Origin of the sequence: Modestobacter versicolor (assembly GCF_041028285.1) — a bacterium.
Classification (GTDB): Bacteria; Actinomycetota; Actinomycetes; order Mycobacteriales; family Geodermatophilaceae; genus Modestobacter; species Modestobacter versicolor_A.
On record NZ_JABGDB010000001.1, the window covers coordinates 103,097 to 126,099 of the forward strand.

Below are 23,003 nucleotides of genomic sequence, written 5' to 3' on the forward strand. Positions count from 1 at the left end.
GGAGGAACACCGCGAGAGTCGGGCTCACGGGCGCCGGCCACGGCGGAACGCCCGCTGCAGCCGGTCGACCACCACGGCCGGACGGTCGAGGTCCGACCAGGTCCAGCGGGTGACCTGCCAGCCGACGTCCCGGAGCTCGTCCTCGCGGACCTTCTCCTCGTGGACCGCGTCGCCGGCCGACTGCCCGGGCCGCAGCAGCCGGCCGTACTTCACCCGGCCGTCGAACTCGCCGAGCGTGCGGTGCTGCTCCCAGCCGAAGTCGCACCGCCCGATCAGGCCGCCGCCCGGTCGACGCACCTCGAGCTGCGGCGTCGGCGGCGGCAGCCCGAGCCGGTGGAACAGCACCCGGCTGCGGGTCTCCCCGACGCTCTCGCTCCGCCCGTCGGCGAAGGCGAGCACCCGCGCCGCCTGGCGGGAGCCCGGGACCGGCCCCATCCCAGTGAGGCAGGAACGCAGCTCCTCTGGTGTGCAGCGCCGCCGCGCCAGCGCCGCGTCGGCGATCACGACCGCAGCCTCGAACGGGACGGACCGCGCCACGTCGACCACGGTGCGCGCGAGGTCGGTCACCGCGACGCCGTCGACGACCGTGACCTGGTCGTCGGGGAGGAGTGCCACGTGCAGGTGGACCCGGCTGCTCCCGCTGCCGGCCGCCGGCGGCTGTCGGAGGACGTGGACCCGCCGCAGCGGGGTGCGCCAGAGGGGGAGCCCGTGCAGGACGGCCGCCGACGTGTGGCTCACGGTCGCCGGCCGCCGCAAACCGGCCACCGTCGCGGTCACGACGGCCCGGTGCCGGTCCTCCTCGGTGGCCGCGGCACGTCGACGTAGGCGCCGCGCTGCAGCAGGTGGAGTTCCTGGCGGCGTACTGCGCGCGCCAGCTCCCCGTCGCTGAACCCCTGATCGAGCGCCGCCGAACGTAGGAGGACCCGTGGATCGGTCACCCCGAGCAGCGTGCCCGCCGGAGGGTCGGCAGGACGGCCGTCGTCCGGATCTGTGGACAGCCGCAGGCTCTTGCGGTGGTCCAGCGCCTCTTGCGCTGGTGCACCACCGCAAGAGCGGGCACGACACCGCAAGAGCCGGCGAGCAGGTCAGGCGGGGGCGGGCTCGCTGTCCGGGTCGGCGCCGGACGCCGGGTCCGCCGCGGTGGGCGCCGTCCGCGGGGCCGGCGGGGTGCTCGCCAGCCGGACGACGGTCACCGCGAGCCAGCCGGCGCCGAGGCACCACAGCAGCCGGGTGACCACGTCGTCGACGGAGAAGTCACCGCGCATCCCCAGCAGCAGCACCGGGATGGCCAGCACGAAGCCGGCCAGCACGACGTCGCCGCGGAACGGGCTGATCATGCGTCCATCTCCTCCAGCCGCTCACACAGCAGCGACGCCCAGCGGTGGGCGGTGGCCCGGGCGCCGTCCACCATCGCGACCGGCACCGGGACGTGGGTGAGCACGGCGGCGGGGTCGGCGGTGGAGTCGGTGTCCTGGACGACGACCGCGTCGAGCCGGGGCAGCGCGTCCAGCCACGGCACGAGGTCCTCGGGCTTGCGGGTGGCATCGAGCACCGCCCACACGGCCGTCGGCGACCAGACCGCGAGCATGTGCTCCAGCCAGGGTCCGCCGGCGGTGCGCAGGGGGGCGTCCACGGCGACGACCGTGACGGCGCCGGTGGCGGTGCTGACCCGCTGGCGCTCGACCGCGGTCTCCAGCGTGGTGATCCGGCTGGCCTCGGGGGCCAGCCCGGCGAGCGCACCGGAGGCTGCCCACTGCACGTCCTCGGGGGCCAGCCGCAGCGAGACCGCGAGCGAGCGCGCCGCGGCGAAGGTCTCCGCGCCGGGGCCGACGACCATCAGGACGTCGCCGGGCGCGGTGGGGAGCCGCGGTGCCTCCGGCAGGCGCTCGGCGAGGGTGCGGGTCAGCGCGGCGTAGACCCCGCGCGCGGCGACGTCGGCGGTGAAGTCGGCGCCCAGCAGGAAGTCGGGCAGCCCCAGGGCCAGCAGCCGGACGACGAGCTCCTCGGAACCGCTCATCGTGAACGGCACCAGCGCGGTCGACGACGTGGCCGGGACCAGCCGGGTCACCGTCGCCAGCCGCGAGCGGGGCTCGTCGTCGGACGAGGCCGGCAGCGCACCGGCGGCCGACCGGGAGGTGATGGGCACCGCGGCGGTGCTCGCCGGGGGACGTCCGGTCAGCGCCGGCCGGCCCGCGGGCACCGGCGGGCGGCCACGGCGGGCCGGGGGGACGGCGGGGCGGCCGGGCAGCGCCGGCGGGAGCCCGCCCCCGAACCGCTGCGGCGGCATCAGCGACAGCGGCGGCAGGATCATGGTGGCGTCCAGGGCGAGGGGAGCCGGGTCGCTCGCGGTCCGGGCCATCGCCGGGGCGAGGGAGACCGGCACCGCGAAGAAGTCGTCCTCGACCGGCCGCGTCTCAAGCGGGCGGACGTCGGGGGTCTCGTCGACGACGACGGCGTCCACGACCAGGCTCTGCGCGGCGGCGACCTGGGCGGCCCGCTGGGCCACCCGGGCCTCGCTCGCCCAGGCCTGCGCCAGCGAGGCATCGGTCCGGTAGGAGCCGGTGTCGTAGGCGCTGGGCTCCGCGCCGCGGGTCTCGTAGGCCCACGGCTCGGGGACGTCGAGAACCCGCTCCTCGGCGACCGGGGCAGCGGCGGGCAGCAGGGACTCCGCCGCGGCCTCGACCACCGCGGTGGCCTCGGCGACGGCGGCCGCGGCGGCCAGGGACTCGGGGAGGCGGTGCCGGCCGCGACCGGAGCCGTTGGCGGCGAGCACCTCCTCCAGCAGCGCGGCGAGCTCCTCGTCGGCGCTGCGGACGGACTCGACCATCGACAGCGGCGCCGCGTCACGGGCGGCGGCCTCGGCCCGGAGGCGAGCGACCTCCGCAGCCGCGGCCTCCTCGATCCGGACGGCTTCCATCCGGGCCGCCTCGATCCGCGCGGCTTCGTTGCGGGCGGCCTCGACGGCTGCGGCCTCGGCTGCGACACGCTCGGCGGCGACACGCTCGGCGGCGACACGCTCGGCGGCGACACGCTCGGCCTCGATGCGCTGGGCTTCGATGCGCTGGGCTTCGATGCGCTGGGCTTCGATGCGCTCGGCCGCGATCCGCTCCGACTCGATGCGCGCAGCCTCGTCACGGGCCGCCTCGATGCGGGCGGCCTCGATCCGTGCGACCTCGGCCGCAGCGGCCTCGGCCGCAACGCGCTCGGCCTCGAGCCGCGCAGCCTCGACGCGCTCGGCCTCGATCCGGGCCGCCTCGACCCGGGCAGCCTCCAGGCGCTGGGCCTCGACCCGGGCAGCCTCGACGCGCTCGGCCTCGACCCGGGCAGCCTCGACGCGCTCGGCCTCGATGCGGGCGGCTTCGATGCGGGCGGCCTCGACCCGGGCAACCTCGATGCGGGCGGCTTCGATGCGGGCGGCTTCGATGCGGGCGGCTTCGATGCGGGCGGCCTCGATCCGGGCGGCCTCGATCCGGGCAGCCTCCAGGCGCTGCGCCTCGACCCGGGCAGCCTCGACCCGGGCAGCCTCGACCCGCGCCGCCTCGGCAGCGGCGGCCTCGGTCTCGGCGCGGGCGGCCTCGGCGGCAGCGGCCTCCGCTTCGACCCGGGCGGCCTCGGCGGCGGCAGCAGCAGCCTTCAACCGGGCCGCCTCGGCGGCGGCGGCCTCGGCGCGGAGCCGTGCGGCCTCGGCCGCGGCAGCGTCGATCCGGGCAGCGGCGGTCCGGGCGGCCTCGGCGGCAGCGGCCTCGACGGCGGCGGCCTGGGCTGCGGCGGCGTCCGCGGCGGCGGTCTCGGTGGCGGCGGCTTCGGCGGCAGCGGCGTCCGCCGCGGCCTCGGCGGCCGCCTGGACCGGGCTGGAGGCGACCATCCGGGTGAGGGCGGCGGCGAACGGCGAGGGGCGGGCCGGCTGCTCGGCGACCGGCTCGGCGGGCTCCGGTGCCAGCGGGCCGAGCTCGTCGGGCGACAGCATCAGGGTGTGCCGGGCCGGGGTGAACGGCTTGGCGGCGCTCCGCTGCGGGGCGGCCGACGACCGGCCGCCCGGGGCGCCGGCGCCGACGCGGGCCGGCGACGGGACCGAGGCAGGTGCGCCGAAGCGGTCGGCCACCGCCGCACCGAACCGGCCTGACGGCGCAGCGGACCCCGAACGCGCCGCGGCGGCGGGACGGTCCGCGGCCGGACGGCGGGCCGGCCGGTCGTCGTCGACGAGGGCGGCGAGGTGGCCGGCCGTGGCGGCGCGGGCGGGCGCCGGCTCCGGCGCGGCACCCGTGCGGCCGTAGAGACCGACCGGCTGCTGCTCCTGGGCGGCACCGAGCAGGTCGGCGAGCTCGCGCATCCGGTCGTCCATGGACGCCGCCGGGCGCTCCTCGCGGGGCCCCACCTTGAGCAGCGACCCGGAGTCCGGACCACCGACCGGTGCCGGCTTGGTCACCTCCACCTCGGCGATGTAGCGCTCGTTGGTGAAGAAGCCGAACATCCCGCCGGAGCGGATGCGGCGGACACCGACGACCCGGGCGGTGGGCCCGAACTTCTCACGCGCGGCGGCGATCGCCTCGTCACGCGTGGCGGCCTCAACGGATTGCGACGGCACCGCTCACCACTCCCAGGGACTCGATCTGTGCCGTGCGGGACACCTCGCTGTACGAGATGACCGTCAGGCGGGGCAGGACCTGGCGGACCAGGCGGGACAGGGCGGCTCGCACCTGCGGCGAGCACACGAGCACGGGGGACAGGTTCATCCGCTCCGCCTCGTCGAGCAGTTCGGTGCACCCGCGGACCAGGACGTCGACGGTGTGCCCGTCGAGGGCCAGCACCTGGCCGCCCTCGGTCTGCCGGACGGACTCCAGCAGCCGCTGCTCGAACGACGGCTCCAGGGTGATGACGTGCAGGCGCTCGTCCTCGGTGACGTACGGGTGGCTGATCGCCGCGCCGAGGGCGGCGCGCACCGCCTCGACCAGGCCGTCGAGGTCGGTGGAGACCTTGGCCCGCAGCGACAGCGCCTCGAAGATCCGGACCAGGTCGCGGATGGAGACGCCCTCGTCCAGCAGCGACTGCAGCACCCGCTGCACCTCGCCGAGGCTGAGCAGGCTCGGGGTGAGCTCCTCGACGACGGCGGGGTGCGAGCGGCGGACCATCTCCACCAGCACCTTCACGTCCTCCCGGCCCAGCAGCGCGGCGGCGTTCTGCCGGACCACCTCGGCCAGGTGGGTGGTGATGACCGAGGAGCGGTCGACGACGGTCGCGCCGGCCATCTCGGCCTGGCGCTGCAGTTCGGCGGGCACCCACTTGGCCGCCAGCCCGAAGACCGGCTCGCGGGTGGCCTTGCCGGGCAGCCCGTCCAGGTGGTCGCCGATGGCCAGCACCGTGCCGGCGGGCGAGATGCCCTTGGCCGCGGGGACGCCGTTGAGCCAGATGACGTACTGGGACGCCGGCAGGTCGAGGTTGTCCCGGGTGCGCACCAGCGGGATGACCAGGCCGGTCTCCATCGCGACCTTGCGGCGCAGCGCCTTGACCCGGTCCAGCAGGTCGCCGCCGCGGGCGGTGTCCACCAGCTCGACCAGGTCGAAGGCGACCTCGAGCTCCAGCGGGTCGACGCGCATCCGGTCGACGATCGCCTCGGGGGAGTCCGGCATGGCCTCGGCAGGGGCGCTCTCGCCCGGCTCGGCGGCGTCGTCGTCGTCGTCCACGGCGTCGGTCAGCCGGGTGGCGAGGAAGAGCAGCACCGCGCCGACCAGGAGGAAGGGCAGCTTGGGGAGCCCGGGGATGAGGCACAGCGCGATGGCCGCGATGCCCGCGATCCGCACCGGCTGCTTGTTGCGGCTCAGCTGCCGGACCAGGTCGCTGCCCATGTCGCCCTGGGACGCCGAGCGGGTGACGATGAGGCCGGTCGCGGTGGAGATCAGCAGGGCCGGGATCTGGGAGACCAGCCCGTCGCCGACGGTGAGCAGCGAGTAGGTGGAGACGGCCTCGCCGGGGGCCATGCCGCGCTGCATGATGCCGATCGCGAAGCCGCCGATCAGGTTGATCAGCGTCACGATGATCGCGGCGATGGCGTCGCCCTTGACGAACTTGCTGGCGCCGTCCATCGAGCCGTAGAAGTCGGCCTCGGCGGTGACCTCGGAGCGGCGCTTGCGGGCCTGCTTCTCGTTGATCAGGCCGGCGTTGAGGTCGGCGTCGATGGCCATCTGCTTGCCGGGCATCGCGTCGAGGGTGAAGCGGGCCCCGACCTCGGCGACGCGGCCGGCACCGTTGGTGATGACGACGAACTGGATGATCGTGAGGATCACGAAGATCACCAGGCCGACGATGAGCGAGCCGCCGATGACGAAGTGCCCGAAGGCCTCGATCACCTTGCCGGCGTAGCCGTCGGTGAGCACCAGCCGGGTCGAGGAGACGTTGAGCGCGAGCCGCATCAGCGTGGCGATGAGCACCAGCGACGGGAAGATCGCGAAGTCCAGGGGGCGCTTGATCTGCATCGACACCAGCAGGATCAGCAGCGACCCGACGATGTTCAGCGCGATCAGCAGGTCCAGCACGGCGGCCGGCAGCGGGACGACGAGCATCAGGACGATGGAGACGACCCCGATGGGGACGGCGGCCTTCGTCAGCTTTCCCACGGGCCCTCGTTCCTGTGCGGTGACGCTCCGGTGTTGAGGCGGTGCGCCCCTCAGAGCCGTTCTCGGCAGTGCCGGGGAGGCTCGGTACCGCGACCGGGGGGACGGTCATGCCGCACAGCCCCGTCCGTCACAGCAGCTCCGGCGGCCTCAGGACGGGGCGGCGGGAGGGGACGGCGGGGCTCTCGGGGCGGGTGCGTCAGCGGCGGCGGCCTGCCTTGGGCAGCCCCTCGAGGGCCGGTGCCTCGAAGCCGGGCCGGTGCATCCCGCCGCGCACGCCGCGGGCCGACAGGTGCATGACGAAGGCCAGCACCCGGGCCACGGCGGTGAACAGCTGCGCGGGCACCTCCTGGCCGAGCTCGCAGGAGGAGTGCAGGGCGCGGGCCAGCGGGACGTCCTGCACCATCGGCACCCGGCACTCCTCGGCCCGGGCGCGCAGCCGGGCGGCCACCTCGCCGGCGCCCTTGGCCACCACCCGCGGCGCGCCCTTGAGCGGGTCGTACTTCAGCGCCACGGCCACGTGCGTGGGGTTGACCAGCAGGACGTCGGCGTCCGCCATCTCCGACATCATCCGGTTGCGCGACATCGCCATCTGGGTGGCGCGGCGCTGCGCCTTCATGTGCGGGTCGCCCTCGGACTGCTTGTGCTCCTGCTTGATCTCGTACTGGCTCATCTTGAGCTGCTTCATCATCTTGTGGCGGACGACGACGTAGTCGGCGAGCGCGATCGCCAGCCCGGTGAAGCCGACGACGCGGAACATCGACACCGCCGACTCGGTGAAGACCCGGGCGATCTCGGACAACGGCAGCGCCCCGGACGCCGAGACCAACGTCTGGGCCTTGTCCGACGTGGTGATGATGACGACGGCCAGCGCGACCGTCTTGATCAGCGCCTTGACCGCCTCCCACAGGCCCTGGGTGCCGAACATGCGCTTGATGCCCGGGAACGGGTTGATCTTCTTGAGGGTCGGCTTCATCCCCTTGGTGGCGAGGGTGACCCCGCCCTGGGCGGCCGAGGCGAGGGTGCCGATCAGCATCATGGCCAGCGCCATCGGGAGCATGGTGGTCAGGAAGACCACCAGCGCCTCGCCGAGCAGCCTGGACAGCGCCGCGGGCTGGGGGTCGTTGGCGATCACCCCGACCTGCACGAACAGCTGCCGGACGGCGTCGAAGGCGTTGCCCGCGAGCATCGGCAGCAGCACGCTGGCCGCCGCCGCACCGAGCCAGGTGCCCAGCTCCTGGGTGCGCGGGATCTGCCCTTCCTTGCGGGCCTTCTTGAGCTTCTGCGGTGTCGGCTTCTCTGTCTTCTCACCGCCGGGCCCGTCCTTGGCCATCAGTCACCTCCCCGACCGGTCACGTCAGCCGCTCTTCAGGGCGGTGATGCCCTCGACGGCGGTGTCCATCAGCGCGTCGAGCGCGGAGGGGAGCAGCGGGAAGGTCAGGCCGAGCAGGGTGAGGGTCACCATGATCTTGACCGGGAAGCCGATGGCGAAGATGTTCAGCGCCGGCGCCGCCTTGGACAGCAGGGCCAGCGCGACGTCGGCCAGCAGCAGCACGGCGACCATCGGCCCGGCGATCTGCAGCGCGGCCAGGAACATCATCGTGAAGGCGGTGAGCATCGCCTCGCCGAGCTGCGCCGTCGGGATCGAGCCGCCGACCGGCAGCCCCTCGTACGAGGTGACGAAACCGCGCACCAGCATCAGGTGCCCGCCGCTGGTGAACAGCAGGGTGATCGCCAGCAGGTAGTGCAGCCGGCCGATGACGCCGTGCGTCGACAGCGACATCGGGTCGTAGGCCGGCTGCAGCGAGAAGCCGCCGGTGACGTCGATGATGTCGCCGGCCAGCTGGACGGCGGTGAACAGCACCTGGACGAGGAAGCCCAGGGCCGCGCCGATGACCGCCTCGGTGATCGCCGCGACCACCAGGAAGCCGGCGGTGATGGCCGGCAGCGTCCCGGAGATGTGCGGGAAGACCACCAGCGACAGCGCCAGGCCGAGCGCGCCCTTGACCGCGGCCGGGATGCCGTTGGAGTTGAACGGCGGGGCGAGGGCGATGAAGCCGGTGGCCCGTGCGCTGGCCAGCAGCAGCGCGGCCAGGGTCGCGGAGGGGACCTCGAGGTCCACCGCGACCTCAGCCCTTGCCGAGCAACCGCGGCAGCGACTCGAACAGCTGGTTGGTGAAGGAGACCAGCTCCGCCAGCACCCAGTTGCCGGTCACCAGCAGCGCGATGGCCACCGCGATCATCTTCGGCACGAACGACAGCGTCGGTTCCTGGATCTGGGTCGCCGCCTGGAACAGCGAGATCATGAAGCCGACCAGCAGGGCGGTGAGCAGGATCGGGGCGGCCACCTTCGCGCCCACCAGCATCGTCTGGGTGGCGATCTCCGTGACGTCGGCGTCGCTCATGTGTAGGACCCGACCAACGCGGTGGCGATCAGGCCCCAGCCGTCGACGACCACGAACAGCAGCAGCTTGAACGGCAGCGAGACGACCGACGGCGGCACCATCATCATGCCCATCGCCATCAGCGCGGCGCTGACGATCATGTCCAGCACCAGGAACGGGATGAAGATGACCAGCCCGATGATGAAGGCGCTCTTGAGCTCCGACAGCACGAAGGCCGGCACCAGGGTGAGCATGCTGACCGACCCCGCGTCCGCGGGCGCCTCCTCGCCGGACAGGCCGATCATCAGCTTCAGCTCGTCGTCCCGCGTGTTGTCCAGCAGGAAGGTGCGCAACGGCGCCTCACCGGCGTCGTAGGCCTGCGAGGCGGTGATCGCCCCGTCCAGGTAGGGCTGGACGGCGAGGTCGTTGATGTCGCCGAACACCGGGCCCATCACGAAGATCGTCAGGAACAGCGCGATGCCGGTGAGCACCTGGTTCGGCGGCGACGTCGGCAGCCCCAGCGCGTTCCGGGTCAGCGACAGGACCACCAGGATCTTGGTGAACGAGGTGACCAGCAGCAGCGCGGACGGCGCGATGGACAGCACCGTGATCGCCAGGATCAGCGTCACCGCGGTGCTCGGGCTGTTGCCGCCGACGTTGATGCTCACCCCGCTGTCGACCACCGGGGAGACCGGGTCGACCGGCGCCACCGGGGCGGTCGGGGCCGTCGGGGCGGCGGAGGCGGGGTCGGCCAGCAGCACCATCGCCGACACCGCGGCGAGCACCAGCAGCGGCAGCAGCCACAGGAAGCGGCGGGCCCGGGGCACGGCTGAGGCGCCTGCGGCGGACGCGGTGGCCGGCAGCAGGCGGGGGAGGGGGGTCATGAGCGGCGCACCGTCCGCTCGCGCAGCTCCTGCACCACCGTCGTCCACGTGCCGCGGTCGAGCACCGAGCCGGCCAGCACCCCGGAGCCGGGGGCGGACGGCAGCGCCGCCCGCGGGGACGGCACCTGGGCGGGCTCGCCGTCGGCAGTGGGACGGGCGGCGCCGGCCATCGCCGTGGCCAGCTCCTCGTCCTCGACCTCGGCGAGCAGGGTGACCTGCTCCTCGGTGGAGCCGACGACCAGCACCCGCCCGGCGACCCGGAGGACCGACACGCTGCTGGCGCGGCCCATGCGCTGCCGGGCGACGACCTCGATCACGCCGGTGGTGCCGCCGAGCCCGCGCTTCTGGGCGACCCGGCTGGCGAAGAGCAGCACGCCCCCCACGAAGGCCAGGCACAGCACCAGCCGGATGACCATCCAGGTCATCGCTCGCCTCCGGGCTCGTTCCGCTCCTCGGTCGAGAGAACGGCTCGCTCCCGCGGCCGCTCCGCTCCTCGCTCGCTGGCGCTCGCTGCGATGCTCACGGCCGCTCCGCTCGGCGCATCTCCCTGCGATGCTCGCTCGCTGGTCGGCTTCGACGTCATGCGCCCGGCGCTCCGTACTCGGTGGCGTCCGTGACGATCTCGCTGATCCGCAGCCCGAAGTCCTCGTCGACCACGACGATCTCGCCGCGGGCGATGAGCGTGCCGTTGACCAGCAGGTCGGCCGGGGCGCCGGCGGCGCGGTCCAGCTCGATGACCTCACCGGGGTGCAGCGAGAGCAGCTCGGACACCGTCATCCGGGTGCGACCGATCTCGACGGTGACCTCCATGGCCACGTTGCGCAGCAGGTCCAGGCTGCCGCGGCGCTCGCGGGGCCGGGGCAGGGTCACCTGCAGGGCCAGCGTCGCGGCCACCTCGCCGCCGCTCACCAGCGGCACGGCCAGGAAGACGCCCTTGTCGCGGAGCCCGTCGAGCGCCGGGACGACGTCCTCGACCCGCTCGGCGGCGACCCGCACCCGGCCCAGCGCGGACGCGGCGGCCTCCAGCGCGGGGCGCAGCGCGGTGGCGACGTCCATCGGCCCGACCGGGGAGTTGGTCAGCGCGCTGACGATCTCCTCCGACAGCACCAGGACGATGTCGCCGCTGACCTCGCCGCCCAGCGCCGCGGTGACGGCGGCGCCCGGGGCGGGCGGGAGCGGGACCGACTCGGGGTCGGCCACCGTCTCACCGGCGCGCAGGTCCAGCTCGGCCGGCATCGCGGCCGCGGCCGCCTGGGCCGCGGCCGCGACGGCCGTGGCGATGGTCTGGGAGTCGGACGAGGTACCGAAGGCGGTGGTCATGCGGGGTCCTTTCCGCCGGTCGCGGTGACGGGGACGATCTCGGCGGCCAGTCGGCGCCGGTGGTTGCTCGGGAGCGCGTGCGCGAAGGTGACGTCGTTCGTGGTGACCTGCAGCGGGCTGTCCTGCGCGTGCCGCAGCAGCAGCACGTCGCCGACGGCCAGGCTCAGCAGGTCACCCGAGGGCACCTCGATGGGGTGGAAGCGCACGCTGACGTCGACGGGGACGTCGTTGAGCCGCTCGGTGAGCGCGGCCAGCGCCCGCTGCCGCTTGTGCTTCGCGGACTCCGACAGCTGCGGGGAGGCGGCGTTGTTCAGCGGGGCGGCGAAGGAGGAGAACGGCAGCACCAGGGTGACCTGCGGCTCCCGGCTCCCGATCCGCATGCTGTAGGTCGCCACCATGACCGTCTCCGAGCCGGCGGCGGCCTGGGCCAGCTGCGGGTTGTACTCGACGCTGTCGAGCACCGGCGTCAGCGCCGTCACCGGGGCGAAGGCCTGCCCGAGCTCGTCGAGCAGCCGGTCCAGCAGGTGGCTGGTGATGGCGCTCTCCATGCCGGTCATCGGCCGGTTCGGCTGGTCACCGGCGCCGGAGCCGCCCAGCATGTGGTCGACCATGGCCATCGCGGTGTCCAGCGGCCAGGCGAGCGCGCCCTTGCCGGCGAGCGGCTCCAGGGTGAACGTCGCCACGAAGTAGGACGCCGGCAGCGTGGCGATGTAGTCGTCGTAGGAGAACTGCTCGATCCCGGTCAGCTCGACGCGGACGCCGGTGCGCAGCAGCGACGTCATGGTCGTCGTCGCCTGGCGGGCGAAGGACTCCTGGGTGATCTGCAGGATCCGGACGTGCTCGCGGGAGAGCTTCGTCGGGCGGCGGAAGTCGTAGGTGCGCGGCTCGCGCCGCCGCGCGGAGCGGCCCTGCCCCTCGGGGCTCCGGGGGGCAGGCACGCTCGGCGCGTCGGCCACGGTGTCGGACAGGCTCACGCATGTCCTCATCGGCGGGGGGTGGGCCGACCCTGACCGCCGGGCCCGGCCGGTGCCGGGACTCCGGCAGCGGCTGGGACGGGTGCGTCCCCGTGGGGACGGTGGGGGAGGAGGAGCGCCGGCCGGGCCGGCGCCCCTCCGGTCACTGGGTGACGTACTCCGTGTAGTACACCTCGTACACGTCGCCGTGGTAGGCCTCGATGACCGCCGCCTCGAAGGCCGCCTTCATCGCCTCCCGGTTCACCTGGACGTCGGACAGGCTGGCGCCGGAGAACTGCGCGATCGCGATGTCCAGCGCCTTCGAGCCGTCCGGGGTCCCGCCACCGCCGTGCCCGCCGCCGGCGTGCTCGTCGTAGGTCAGCGAGAACTGCATGGCGAACCCGAACTTCAGGTAGCTGCCGCCGGCCAGGTTGATCGCGACCGGCTCGACGGTCAGCACGACGCTGCCCGCCTCGGGTGCGGGCTCGGCCTCCGCCGAGCCGCCGCTGAAGAGGAAGAAGTACGCCGCGGCGCCGAGCGCCAGGACCGCGACCAGTGCGATGACCAGCAGCTTCTTCTTGCCGCCGCCCTCTTCGGCCTCGCCGTCCGCCGGCGCTGCCTTCGTGGTGTCCTTGTCCTTGCTCATCCGTGTCCTCCTCCGGAGGTGCTGGTGTGGGTGGTGGGTCCGGGGCCCGCCGGGGCGGCGGCGGCCGCCGCCTCCAGCCCGGGCAGGAGGGCGTTGGCCTCGGCCGAGGCGTCGGACAGGACGACGATGTCGACCCGCCGGTTGACCGTCACGTAGCTCGGGTCGGAGTCGGGCACCAGCGGCCGGGTGCTGCCGTAGCCCGCGGCCGACATCCGCTCACCGGCCACGCCGTCGGCCTCGGCGAGGTGCCGCAGCACGGTCGTCGCGCGGATGGCCGACAGCTCCCAGTTCGAGGGCCAGGGGCCGCCACGGGTGACCGGCAGCGAGTTGGCGTGGCCCTCGACCCGCAGCTGGTTGGGCAGGCCGGCCAGCGTCGGGGCGAGCGCGTCCAGGACGGTCGTGCCCTGCGGCTGCAGCACGGCGGACTCGGGGGCGAAGAGGACCGGGTCGGACACCACGTGCACGACCAGCCCCCGCTCGTCGATGACGAACTCGGCCGCACCGCTCTGCCCGGCGGCGGCCAGCCCGGCGGCCAGCGCCTCCCGGGCAGCAGCCAGCTGGTCGTAGGCGGCGGCGGCCTCGGCCGCGGTCTGCTGGGCCTCCAGCGCGGCCGCGGCCTCCGCGGCGGCGGCCTCGGCGGCGGTCTGCTGCGTGCCGTCGATGGCGGCCTCCTGGGCCACCTGCACCGGCTTGAGCGGGCTGTCGTTCTCCACCGGCGCGTCGATCGCGGCACCGTCGTTGAGGATGGTGATCGGGGCACCGGCGCCCTCCCGGGCGCCCTGGGCGAAGGCGGTGAACTTGGCCGCGTCGATCGAGCTCATCGCGTAGAGGACGACGAAGAGCACGAACAGCAGCGTCATCATGTCGAAGCCGGAGACGAGCCACCGTTCGTGGTTCTCGTGCTCCTCCTCCTCGTGCTTCTTGGCCCGGCGGTGGCCGTGCCCGCCGTGGCCGCTCTTGGCGGCGTTCTTGCTCATGCCGCGTCGCGCTGTTGCTCACTCGGCGGCACCAGCGAGGTGAGCTTGGCCCGCACGGTGCGCGGGCTGGTGCCGGCCTGGATCTCGGCGATCCCCTCGACCAGCAGCTCCATCTGGGCGGCCTGCAGCTCGCTGACCCGGGTGATCTTGGCGCCCATCGGCAGGAACCAGAAGTTGGCCGCCATGACGCCCCACAGCGTGGCGATGAAGGCCGCGGAGACCATCGGGCCCAGCGCCTCGGGGTTGCTGAGGCTCCCCATCACGTTCATCAGGCCGACGATGCAGCCGAGGATGCCGATGGTCGGGGCGTAGCCGCCCATCGCGGTGAAGAACTTGGCGGCGACCTTGTCCTCGGCCTTCTTGGCCGCGATCTCACCCTCCAGGATGGTGCGCAGGTCCTCGGGGTCGGTGCCGTCGATGCTCATCTGCAGACCGCGCTTGAGGAACGGCGACTCGATCTTCTTGACCTCGGCCTCGAGGGCCAGCAGGCCCTCCTTGCGCGCCTTCTCGGCCAGGGTGACCAGGGTCTGGATCTGCTCGGTGGCCGCGGGCACCTTGGCCGGCAGGACCGCCATCTTGAACCAGGTCGGGATCTTCTTCATGTCGGCCGTGGTCTGGCTGGCCAGCGCAGCGCCGAAGGTGGCGACGATGACGAGGATGATCGCCGGCAGGAAGATCAGCGATCCCGGGCTGGCGCCCTCGAGCACCATGAAGACGAGGAACGCGACCAGCGAGATGACGAAGCCGATGAGGGTGACGGGGTCCATGGCTCAGCGCTCTTCTCGGGTGGGGAACGGCACGACCGAGGAGTCCTCGGTGCCCTTCGGGTGGTGCGCGGCCGGCATGCGGTGCTCCCCGCGGTCCATCTGGAAGGCGATCGCCTGGATGCTCGCCCGGTAGTCGCGGACCTCGCGGACCACCTCGTCGACGGTCTCGGTGACGACGTACTTGGTGTCGTCGCGGAGCGTCACGACGGTGTCCGGGTGGCCCTCCACGCGCTGGATGAGCTCAGCGTTGAGCACGAAGTGCTCGCCGTTGAGGCGCGTCAGACGGATCACGGAGCTGCTCCAGGAGGTCGGTTCGGCGGGGGCGCCGGTGCGGGCCTCGACGCGCCGCACCGGGGTCATCGGCGCGTCGAGGGGGGTGCTTGAGCCGGGCGGCCCGGCCGCCCCGTCGGGGCGGCCGGGCGCCCGGCCGCGTCATCAGCGCTTGAGCTGGACCAGGTCCTGCAGGATCTCGTCGGAGGTGGTGATCACGCGGCTGTTGGCCTGGAAGCCGCGCTGGGCGACGATCAGCCCGGTGAACTCCTCGGCCAGGTCGACGTTGGACATCTCCAGCGCGCCGGCCGACAGCGTGCCGCGGCCGCCGGTGCTGGCCTGGCCCACCAGCGGGTTGCCGGAGTTGTCGCCGGCCCGGTAGGAGCTGTTGCCGGCCTTCTCCAGGCCGCCGGGGTTGGTGAAGGTGGCCAGCGCGAGCTGCCCGATCGACTGCCGCAGGCCGTTGGAGTAGAGCCCGACGATCGTGCCGTCGTTGGCCAGCGAGTAGCCCTCCAGGACGCCCATGGCCGAGCCGCTCAGCGCGGTGGTCTTCGCCGCGGCGTCGCTCTTGCCGCCGAACTGGGTCAGGCCGGTCAGGTCGATGGTCACGGCCTTGGTCCAGGCCGGGGTCGCGGCGGTGGGGGCGGCGATCGTGTAGGTGGCCGGCGAGGCCAGGGCCCCGGCGGCGGTGAAGGAGACGGTCGTCGTCCCGAGGGGGGTGGGCGGGGTCTTGCTGCCGTCGGCGAAGCTCAGCGACCAGTCGTTCGAGGTGGTGGCCGGGGCGACCGGGTCGATCTTCGTCAGGGTGACGCTGACCGGGTGCGCGTTGCCCAGGTCGTCGTACATGTTGACCTGCGAGGTCACCGCACCGGAGGCGGCCGTGGCCGAGGCCGAGAGGTTGCCGGCCAGCCCGGCGCCGGTGGTGGCCACCGGGGCGAGCACCTGCCCGGTCGGGATCCGCAGGTCGACCAGGGGGCCGTTGGCGTCGATGACGCCGGCGCCGTTGGCCATCCAGCCCTGCAGCTTCGCGCCGTCCGGGGTGATCAGGCTGCCCACGCCGTCGGTGTCGAACGAGCCGGCCCGGGTGTAGAGGCTCTCGTTGCCGACCTTGGTGACGAAGAAGCCGTCGCCGCTGATCATGAAGTCGCTCGCCCGGCCGGTGTTCTGGGTCGACCCCTGGCCGAAGTTCGTCGTGATGCCGGCGACCTTGACCCCGAGGCCGACCTGCGCCGGGTTGGTGCCGGCGGTGGTGCCGTTGGGCGAGGAGCCGTTGCGCAGCACCTGGCTGAGCGTGTCCTCGAAGACGGTCTGGCTGCCCTTGAAGCCGACGGTGTTGACGTTGGCGATGTTGTTGCCGGCGACGTCGAGCTTGGTCTGGTGGGCGCGCAGGCCGGAGATGGCCGAGAACATGGAACGCAGCATGGCGAGGAGCTCCTCGTGTGGGGTGGGGAGTGCGGGGGGCGGGTCGGGTGCGCGGGGTCAGCCGGCGGGGGTGGCCGGGGTGCCGGTGGCCGGCGCGACGACCTCGGGCAGGGTGATCTCGGTGATGCGGCCCAGCGGGACCGCCTTGTCCCCGATGACGGCCCGCGGCTCGCTGCCGCTGGTGACCACCACGGAGGAGACCGCGCCGGTGACGGTGGTGCCGTCGTCGGCGGTGTAGGCCACGTGCTTGCCGACCAGCGCGCCGGCGCTGAGCGACCGCTGCAGGGTCAGCAGCTCGGCGTTCTGGGAGGCGAGCTGCTCGAGCTTCTCCACCTGGGTGAATGTGGCCGTCTGCGCCATGAACTCGCTGCTGCTCGTCGGGTTGCTGGGGTCCTGGTAGCGCATCTGGGCGACCAGCAGCTTGAGGAAGGTGTCCTTGCCCATCTGGTCGTTGCGGTTCGCCGAGGTGGTGGCGTTCGTGGTCGGCGTGCCGACGGTGCCGATCGGGGTGGTCATCGAGCGGTCTCCTGGTCAGACACGGACGTCCACGCCGGCTGACGCGGACTGGTCGGCGGCACGGGCGGCGCTGCCCGGACCGTGGGGGGCGGGGGAGTCCTCGCCGCGGGGGCGCGGAGCCTGCTGGCCGCCGGGTCCCTGCTGGCCGGCGCGGGCGTCGAGCAGCTGCTGCTGGGCGCTCCGCTGGCCCGGACCGCCGTCGCGGGGGGCGGTGTCGACCTCGAGCCGGTCGAAGGACAGGCCGGCGGCCTCGAGGTCGCGGCGGAGCTCGGGGAGCGCCTCGCGGAGGGCGTGCCGTCCGGTGTCGGACGCACCGTGCAGCACCAGGTCCAGCTTCCCGTCGGTGACGGTCACCGCGACGGTGACCTCGCCGAGGGACTCCGGCCGCAGCACGACGGTCATGGTCTGGCTGCCGTCGGGTGCCGAGCGGAGCACCGCGAGCTGCGGGGTGAGCTGGTCGGCGACCGGGGGCTGCGGAACGACCGGCGCAGCCGCTCCGGCAGCCGCCGCCACCGGCGTGGCCGCAGCGGTCGGCGCGGGGCCGGCCAGGGAGAAGACGGCGTCGGCGTCGGTGGCCGGCGCCGTCGGCTGGGCGAGCGGCTCGGTCGGCGCGGCGGTGGTCCCGCCGTCGGCGGTGTCCGGGGTGTCGCCGCCACCGGTCGCCGGCGGCGGCACCGCGAGGCCGGGCACCGCGTCCCCGGCCGGGGCGGCCGTCGGCGCGGACGCCGGGTCGAGCACCACGGTGAGGCCGGCGGCCTCCGCGAGCAGCGCCGTCGCGGCCGCGACCGGACCGGCGGCGACCGTCGGGGCACCGGGCGCGGGGGCCGACGGAGGCGGGGCCGGCAGCGGGGCGGCGGGGACCGGGCCGGCGTCGACGACCGGCAGCTGCGGCGCGGTCAGCACGGCGGTGGGCACGGCCGGGGCGGCGGGCGACATCGCTGCCGCGGTGGCCGGGCCGGTGCCGGTGACGGCGCCGATCAACCCGGCCGCGGCGGTGGCGGCGTCGGTGCCCGCGTCGGTGGTGAGCGGTGCGGCGGCGGCCAGCAGCGCCCACAGCCCGGGCGGGACGACGGTGGGCGCGGTCGGCTCGGGGACGGCGTCCTCGGCCGTCCCGTCGGTGCGGGCGCCGTCCTCGGCCGGGCCGGTCGCCGGCGCGGGGTCGCTGGGACGGCGCAGCGCCGACCGGTCCGCGGCGCGGTCGGCGGCGCGGTCGGCAGCCCGGTCCGCGGCACGGCCGGCCGCCCGGTCCGGTCCGCGGTCGGGGGTCCGCGGGGTGCGGCCGCCGCCGAGGGCGTCGTCCAGGGCGCTGGCGAACGCCGGGCCCCGGTCGCCGGCTGCGGGCCGGGCGGAGCCGCCGGCGCGGGCCGCCGGCGGCGCCACCGGGAAGGTGGTCGGGCTCGTCATGAGTAGGCCTCCGCGGCGCTCTTGACCTTCTGGACATAGGAGGTGGTCTCGGCGTACGGGGGGACGCCGCCGTACCGCTGGACCGTGCCGGGGCCGGCGTTGTAGGCAGCCAGCGCCAGGTCGGTCGAGCCGAACTGCTTGGTGAGGCCGGCCAGGTAGCGGGCGGCGCCGTCGATCGCCGACGCCGGGTCGGTGGCGTCGACCCCGAGCCCCTTCGCGGTGGCCGGCATGAACTGCATGAGCCCGGTGGCGCCCGCGGGGGAGACCGCCGAGCTGTTGAAGCCGGACTCGGTCTTCGCCACGGCGGCGAGGAGGGCCGGGGCGACCCCGTGCCGGGCGCCGGCCTGGTTGAACAGGTCGGCGTAGGGCACCCCGGCCACGCTGCCGCCGGCGGCCGGGGCCGGGGTGGTCGCGGCGCTCGCGCGGTCGGGGAGGACGCGGCGGATGAGGGTCGGGTTGCCGACGTCCTGCACCTTGACGACCTCGCCCTCCTGGGGCGCGGCGATCATCTTGCCGCCGCCGATGTACAGGCCCACGTGGTCGATGCCGGCCCGCGAGGAGGTGTTGTCGAAGAACACCAGGTCGCCGGGCTGGGCCTCGGCGAGCGAGGCGACCGGGCGGCCGGCGGTGGCCTGCTGCGACGACGTCCGGGGGATGCTGATGCCCAGGTCGGCGTAGACGCGCTGGGTGAACCCCGAGCAGTCCAGGCCGGTCGCCGGGTCGGTGCCGCCCCACTTGTAGGGCACCCCGAGGTACTTGCTGGCGGCGCCGACGACCTCCGCACCGGAGCCGGTGGCGGCCGCGGCCGTCGGGGTGGTCGCCGCGTCCGTGCCGGTGAGGCCGGCGGCGGAGGCGGCGCGCGCCCAGGTGGCGTGGGTGGTGAGGGGGGCGGCGAAGCGCGCCTGGATCTGGCCGATCCGGCTGTGCACCGCGGTCAGTCCGTCCACGTCCCCTCCTCCTCTCGTCGTCGTGCGGCGCCGTGCTGGCGGGTGACCAGGTCGTCGACGACCCGGGTCTCGGCCACGTCGGCGGCCCGTCGCAGGTCGGCCAGGTGCCGCTCGCGCAGGCGCTCGAGGCCCTTGGTGCGCTGCGCGGCCTCGGTCCACCGCTCGCGGACCAGGTCGGCCTGCTCCGTGCGGGCGACGGCCAGTGCCCGTGCAGCAGACACATCGGCAGCCGCGGCGGCCGATGCGACCATCGCGGCGACGAAACCGGCCCCGGTGGCCGAGGTCGGCGGGCGGCGGACGGCGAGCGCCTCGGCGTCGCGCTCGGCGCGTGCGTGCGCCTCGGCGGCGTCGCGGGCCGCGGCGGCGGCCGCGAGGGCGGCCGCGCGCTCCTCGTTGCGGCGCACCCGCAGCACCGGTTCCAGCCGGAAGGCCGGCTGCCTCACGCGGTCGTGGCGATCGCGTGCAGGCGGGCGAAGGCCTCGGCGGGCGACGTCAGGTCGTCGGTCGACTGGCGCAGGAAGGCGTCGATCTGCGGCACCAGCCGGCGGCCGCGGTCGACCAGCGGGTCGCTGCCGGGCTGGTAGGCGCCGATCTCGATCAGCTCCCGCACGTCGCGCAGCGCGGCCATCATCCGGCGGACCTCACGGGCGTCGGTCATCTGCGGCGGCGGCACGACCGCGGTGGCCACCCGGGAGATCGACTCGAGCACGTCGATGGCGGGGAAGTGGCCGGCGGTGGCCAGCTTCCGGGTGAGCACCACGTGCCCGTCCAGGATGGACCGGGCGGTGTCGGCGATCGGCTCGTTGTGGTCGTCGCCGTCCACCAGCACGGTGTACAGGCCGGTGATCGACCCGGTGGTGGACGTGCCGGCCTTCTCCAGCAGCTTGGGCATCATCGCGAAGACGCTCGGCGGGTAGCCGCGGGTCGCCGGTGGCTCCCCGGCGGACAGCCCGACCTCGCGCTGGGCCATCGCCGTGCGGGTGATCGAGTCCATCATCAGCAGCACGTCGCGGCCCTGGTCGCGGAAGCCCTCGGCGATCCGGGTGGCCACGAAGGCGGCCTTGAGCCGCACCAGCGGGGGCTCGTCGGAGGTGGCGACGACGACGACGGTGTTGGCCATCCCCGCAGGACCCAGGTCCTCCTCGAGGAACTCGCGGACCTCGCGGCCACGCTCGCCGATCAGGCCGATCACCCGGATGTCGGCGTCGGTGCCCCGGGTGATCTGGCTCAGCAGCGTCGACTTGCCCACGCCGGAGCCGGCGAAGATGCCCAGCCGCTGCCCCCGGCCGACCGGCACGAGGGTGTCCAGGGCGCGGACGCCGGTGGCCAGCTGGCGCTGCACCCGGGCGCGGGTGAGCGCGTTGGGCGTCTCGCTGGTGAGGTCGACGTACCGGACCCCGGAACCGAGCGGCCCGCGGCCGTCCATCGGCCGGCCCAGGCCGTCGAGCACCCGACCCAGCAGCGCCTCGCCGACGGGCACCTGCAGCGGCATGCCGGTGGCCCGCACCCGGGCGCCGGCGCGCACGCCGGAGAGGTCGCCCAGCGGCATGCAGGTGAGCCGCTCGCGCTGCACGGCCACCACCTCGGCCAGCAGCTGCCGGGTGCCGGTGGTGACGTCGACGAGGTCGCCGACCGCGGCGGAGACGCCCTCGGCGGTGAGGGTGAGCCCCATCGCGCCGGTGACCATGCCGGTCAGCTGCGGGCGGGCGGCGGCCCGGGCACGGTCGATCAGGTCGGAGGCGTCCAGGGCCGTCACGAGCGGAGCACCTCGCGGACCCGCTCGAGGGCGGCGCCGAGCTGGGCGTCGACGCGCTGGGTGCCGGCCTCGGCCAGCGCCCCGGCGCGTTCCACGGACTCGTCGCCGAGCACGGTGACCGAGCCGGGCAGCGCGGCGAGGGCCTCCGGCGGCACCTCGCGGAGGTCGTCGGGGTGCAGCCGGACGACGACCGGCACGTCGGTGGGGCACAGGGTCAGCGCCCGCTGCAGGGCGTCGAGGCCGGGCGCGGCGGACATGGCCAGCTCCCGGCCGAGCAGGTCGCCGACCAGCAGCAGCAGGGCGTCGAGGATGCTGTCGCGCATCTCGTCGACCACCGGTGCGGCGGTGCCGTCCAGCCGCTCGACGGCGGCGCCCATGGCGGCGGTCGCCGAGGCGAGCCGTCGTTCCCAGCGCGCCTGCACCGCTGCGAGCCGCTCCTCGGCGGCCTGCTCGGAGGCGGCCACCACCTGCTCGGCGGCGACGAGGCCCTCGGCGTGCCCGGCGGCCCAGCCCTCGCGGCGGGCCTCCTCGCGGAGCCGGCCGAGCTGCTCGGCGTAGACCTCGCCCAGCCGCATGCCGGCCCGGCCGGCGGCGGCCTCGGCGCGGCTGCCGCCGGTCGCCCCGGCCGCGGCCGGGGGCAGGTGCGGGGTGCTGTGCGGCGCGGACCGGGCCGGGCGCGGCATCGGGGCCGGCGGGGGTGGCGCTGCCGGCATCGGGGTCACCGCGTCGGCGGCCGGGCGGTCGGACCGCCGTCCCCAGACCGGTGCCTCGGCCCGGCGCTGGTAGGGCACGGCGTCGGCGGCCGAGGCCCCGCGCAGCAGCAACGTCTCGCGGGGGGTCCACGGGGCCGGCGCTGCGTCGGTGGCGTCAGGCGACGAACTCATCCTCACCACCCCGCGAGATGGTCAGCGCGCCCTGCTCCTCGAGCGTGCGGATGACCGCGACGACCTTGGCCTGGGCCTCCTCGACGGTCCGGGTGCGGACCGGGCCGAGCAGCTCGATCTCCTCGAGCAGGTTCTCCCCGGCGCGCTCGGAGAGGTTGCGGACCACCTTGTCCCGGACGTCCTGGCGGACGCCCTTGAGCGCGGTGGCCAGGTCGTTGGCCTCGACGTCGCGCAGCACCAGCTGCAGCGACCGGTCGTCGATCGTGACGATGTCTTCAAATACGAACATCTGCGAGCGGATCCGCTCGGCGAGCTCGGGGTCGCTGTTCTCCAGCCACTCCAGGATCGACCGTTCGGTGGGCCGGGAGGAGCGGTTGATGATCTCGACCAGCGTCTCGACGCCGCCGACGGTGGCCATGTCCTGGTAGGCGAGCAGCGAGCCCATCCGGCGGCCGAGCTCCTCCTCGACCATCCGGACCATCTCCGGGGCCGTGCGGTCCATCATCGCGATCCGGTAGGCGACGTCGGCCTGCTGGTCCGGCGGGAAGCCCGACAGCACCTCGGCCGACTGCGGCGCGGGGAGGTGGGCCAGGACGAGCGCGACGACCTGCGGGTGCTCGTCCTTGAGGAAGGTGACCAGCTGCCGGACGTCGCTGTTGCGCAGCGAGGCGAAGGGCAGCTCGGTGTAGACGACGTTGAGCCGGGACAGGATGCCGTCGGCCCGCTCCTCGCCCAGGCCGGCGGCGAGCACCTCGCGGGCGAACTCGACACCGCCGGTGCCGACGAAGCGGCGGGCGTTCATCAGCGTGTGGAACTCGGTGAGCACGTCGTCGACGTCGCCGCCGTCGACGTTCTCCAGCCGCATGAGCTCGCCGGTCAGCTTCTCCACCTCGGAGGGGCGCAGCTGCGCCAGGACGGCGCCGGCCTCCTCCCGGGACAGCTGGGCCAGCAGCACCGCGGCCTTGCGCAGCCCGGGGAGCTCCTTGCGCGGCACGGCGACCTGCGCGGACCGCTGGGCCGGCACCCCGGCGAGCTGCTCGACGCTGGCGATGCTCACTGCTCGGCTCCGAACTCGTCCTGCGGCCCGGTCACGGGCGCTCCCTGCGATGCTCGCTCGCTCGTCGTCCTCGAGGCGCTCACTGTCGGTTCTCCTCGTCCACGGACGCCACCGGCGTCCACCTCCTCCATCGGCAGTCCGGGGCCGCACCCGGCAGGGTGCGGCCCCGGGGGTGCCGGACGTCCGTGCTGTGCGGGCGCAGGCGCCC

24 protein-coding genes are annotated in these 23,003 nt (G+C 74.6%); all 24 read right to left on the reverse strand.

Annotation, left to right across the window (positions count from 1 at the left end; genetic code table 11):
• Positions 1–24: 24 nt before the first annotated feature.
• The 24 genes from HL054_RS00510 to fliG all read right to left on the reverse strand — a co-directional run bounded on the left by HL054_RS00510 (position 25) and on the right by fliG (position 22,795).
• Positions 25–615, reverse strand: coding sequence for a hypothetical protein (locus HL054_RS00510; RefSeq protein ID WP_369136724.1), 591 nt, complete (start codon positions 613–615; stop codon positions 25–27).
• A gap of 158 nt (positions 616–773) precedes the next feature.
• Entirely contained in the window at positions 774–938 is a 165-nt protein-coding gene (locus HL054_RS00515; RefSeq protein WP_369136725.1) for a hypothetical protein, read from the reverse strand.
• 147 nt (positions 939–1,085) lie between these two features.
• On the reverse strand, positions 1,086–1,337 hold the full coding sequence (locus tag HL054_RS00520; protein WP_369136726.1) for a hypothetical protein: 252 nt from the start codon (positions 1,335–1,337) through the stop codon (positions 1,086–1,088).
• A complete protein-coding gene (locus tag HL054_RS00525; RefSeq protein WP_369136727.1) occupies positions 1,334–4,585 on the reverse strand; it encodes a hypothetical protein in 3,252 nt (1,083 codons plus the stop codon). The genes HL054_RS00520 and HL054_RS00525 overlap by 4 nt, the downstream gene beginning before the upstream one ends.
• A complete protein-coding gene (gene flhA, locus HL054_RS00530; RefSeq protein WP_369136728.1) occupies positions 4,566–6,611 on the reverse strand; it encodes a flagellar biosynthesis protein FlhA in 2,046 nt (681 codons plus the stop codon). The genes HL054_RS00525 and flhA overlap by 20 nt, the downstream gene beginning before the upstream one ends.
• A gap of 196 nt (positions 6,612–6,807) precedes the next feature.
• Positions 6,808–7,941 carry an EscU/YscU/HrcU family type III secretion system export apparatus switch protein gene (locus tag HL054_RS00535; RefSeq protein ID WP_369136729.1) on the reverse strand — a complete coding sequence of 378 codons (1,134 nt, stop codon included), beginning with the start codon at positions 7,939–7,941 and terminating at the stop codon, positions 6,808–6,810.
• 24 nt (positions 7,942–7,965) lie between these two features.
• The gene (fliR, locus tag HL054_RS00540) at positions 7,966–8,730 is read right to left on the reverse strand and encodes a flagellar biosynthetic protein FliR (protein WP_369136730.1); all 765 of its coding nucleotides are present in this window, start codon (positions 8,728–8,730) and stop codon (positions 7,966–7,968) included.
• A 7-nt stretch (positions 8,731–8,737) separates the two neighbouring features.
• On the reverse strand, positions 8,738–9,013 hold the full coding sequence (gene fliQ / locus HL054_RS00545; RefSeq protein ID WP_369136731.1) for a flagellar biosynthesis protein FliQ: 276 nt from the start codon (positions 9,011–9,013) through the stop codon (positions 8,738–8,740).
• Positions 9,010–9,876 carry a flagellar type III secretion system pore protein FliP gene (gene fliP / locus HL054_RS00550; RefSeq protein WP_369136732.1) on the reverse strand — a complete coding sequence of 289 codons (867 nt, stop codon included), beginning with the start codon at positions 9,874–9,876 and terminating at the stop codon, positions 9,010–9,012. The genes fliQ and fliP overlap by 4 nt, the downstream gene beginning before the upstream one ends.
• The gene (locus HL054_RS00555; RefSeq protein ID WP_369136733.1) at positions 9,873–10,301 is read right to left on the reverse strand and encodes a FliO/MopB family protein; all 429 of its coding nucleotides are present in this window, start codon (positions 10,299–10,301) and stop codon (positions 9,873–9,875) included. The genes fliP and HL054_RS00555 overlap by 4 nt, the downstream gene beginning before the upstream one ends.
• A 154-nt stretch (positions 10,302–10,455) precedes the next feature.
• On the reverse strand, positions 10,456–11,196 hold the full coding sequence (gene fliN / locus HL054_RS00560) for a flagellar motor switch protein FliN (RefSeq protein WP_369136734.1): 741 nt from the start codon (positions 11,194–11,196) through the stop codon (positions 10,456–10,458).
• Positions 11,193–12,170 (reverse strand): flagellar motor switch protein FliM, encoded by a 978-nt coding sequence (locus HL054_RS00565; protein WP_369136735.1) that lies wholly within the window; start codon positions 12,168–12,170, stop codon positions 11,193–11,195. Before HL054_RS00565 ends, fliN begins: the two co-directional genes overlap by 4 nt.
• Before the next feature lie 142 nt (positions 12,171–12,312).
• Positions 12,313–12,795 (reverse strand): flagellar basal body-associated FliL family protein, encoded by a 483-nt coding sequence (locus HL054_RS00570; RefSeq protein WP_369136736.1) that lies wholly within the window; start codon positions 12,793–12,795, stop codon positions 12,313–12,315.
• Positions 12,792–13,772: a flagellar motor protein MotB gene (locus HL054_RS00575; protein WP_369136737.1), complete on the reverse strand. Its 981-nt coding sequence runs from the start codon at positions 13,770–13,772 to the stop codon at positions 12,792–12,794. The genes HL054_RS00570 and HL054_RS00575 overlap by 4 nt, the downstream gene beginning before the upstream one ends.
• On the reverse strand, positions 13,769–14,539 hold the full coding sequence (locus HL054_RS00580; protein ID WP_369136738.1) for a motility protein A: 771 nt from the start codon (positions 14,537–14,539) through the stop codon (positions 13,769–13,771). The genes HL054_RS00575 and HL054_RS00580 overlap by 4 nt, the downstream gene beginning before the upstream one ends.
• A 3-nt stretch (positions 14,540–14,542) precedes the next feature.
• A complete protein-coding gene (locus HL054_RS00585) occupies positions 14,543–14,830 on the reverse strand; it encodes a flagellar FlbD family protein (RefSeq protein WP_369136739.1) in 288 nt (95 codons plus the stop codon).
• Between the two features lie 144 nt (positions 14,831–14,974).
• A complete protein-coding gene (locus tag HL054_RS00590; protein ID WP_369136740.1) occupies positions 14,975–16,231 on the reverse strand; it encodes a flagellar hook protein FlgE in 1,257 nt (418 codons plus the stop codon).
• A 57-nt stretch (positions 16,232–16,288) separates the two neighbouring features.
• On the reverse strand, positions 16,289–16,747 hold the full coding sequence (locus HL054_RS00595) for a flagellar hook assembly protein FlgD (RefSeq protein WP_369136741.1): 459 nt from the start codon (positions 16,745–16,747) through the stop codon (positions 16,289–16,291).
• A gap of 15 nt (positions 16,748–16,762) precedes the next feature.
• On the reverse strand, positions 16,763–18,151 hold the full coding sequence (locus HL054_RS00600) for a flagellar hook-length control protein FliK (RefSeq protein WP_369136742.1): 1,389 nt from the start codon (positions 18,149–18,151) through the stop codon (positions 16,763–16,765).
• Positions 18,148–19,098, reverse strand: a complete 951-nt coding sequence (locus HL054_RS00605) for a transglycosylase SLT domain-containing protein (protein WP_369136743.1) — start codon at positions 19,096–19,098, stop codon at positions 18,148–18,150. The genes HL054_RS00600 and HL054_RS00605 overlap by 4 nt, the downstream gene beginning before the upstream one ends.
• Positions 19,086–19,541 (reverse strand): flagellar FliJ family protein, encoded by a 456-nt coding sequence (locus HL054_RS00610; RefSeq protein WP_369136744.1) that lies wholly within the window; start codon positions 19,539–19,541, stop codon positions 19,086–19,088. Before HL054_RS00610 ends, HL054_RS00605 begins: the two co-directional genes overlap by 13 nt.
• Positions 19,538–20,854, reverse strand: a complete 1,317-nt coding sequence (locus HL054_RS00615; protein ID WP_369136745.1) for a FliI/YscN family ATPase — start codon at positions 20,852–20,854, stop codon at positions 19,538–19,540. The genes HL054_RS00610 and HL054_RS00615 overlap by 4 nt, the downstream gene beginning before the upstream one ends.
• Positions 20,851–21,738, reverse strand: coding sequence for a FliH/SctL family protein (locus HL054_RS00620; RefSeq protein ID WP_369136746.1), 888 nt, complete (start codon positions 21,736–21,738; stop codon positions 20,851–20,853). The genes HL054_RS00615 and HL054_RS00620 overlap by 4 nt, the downstream gene beginning before the upstream one ends.
• Entirely contained in the window at positions 21,722–22,795 is a 1,074-nt protein-coding gene (gene fliG / locus HL054_RS00625) for a flagellar motor switch protein FliG (RefSeq protein ID WP_369136747.1), read from the reverse strand. The genes HL054_RS00620 and fliG overlap by 17 nt, the downstream gene beginning before the upstream one ends.
• Positions 22,796–23,003 lie beyond the last annotated feature (208 nt).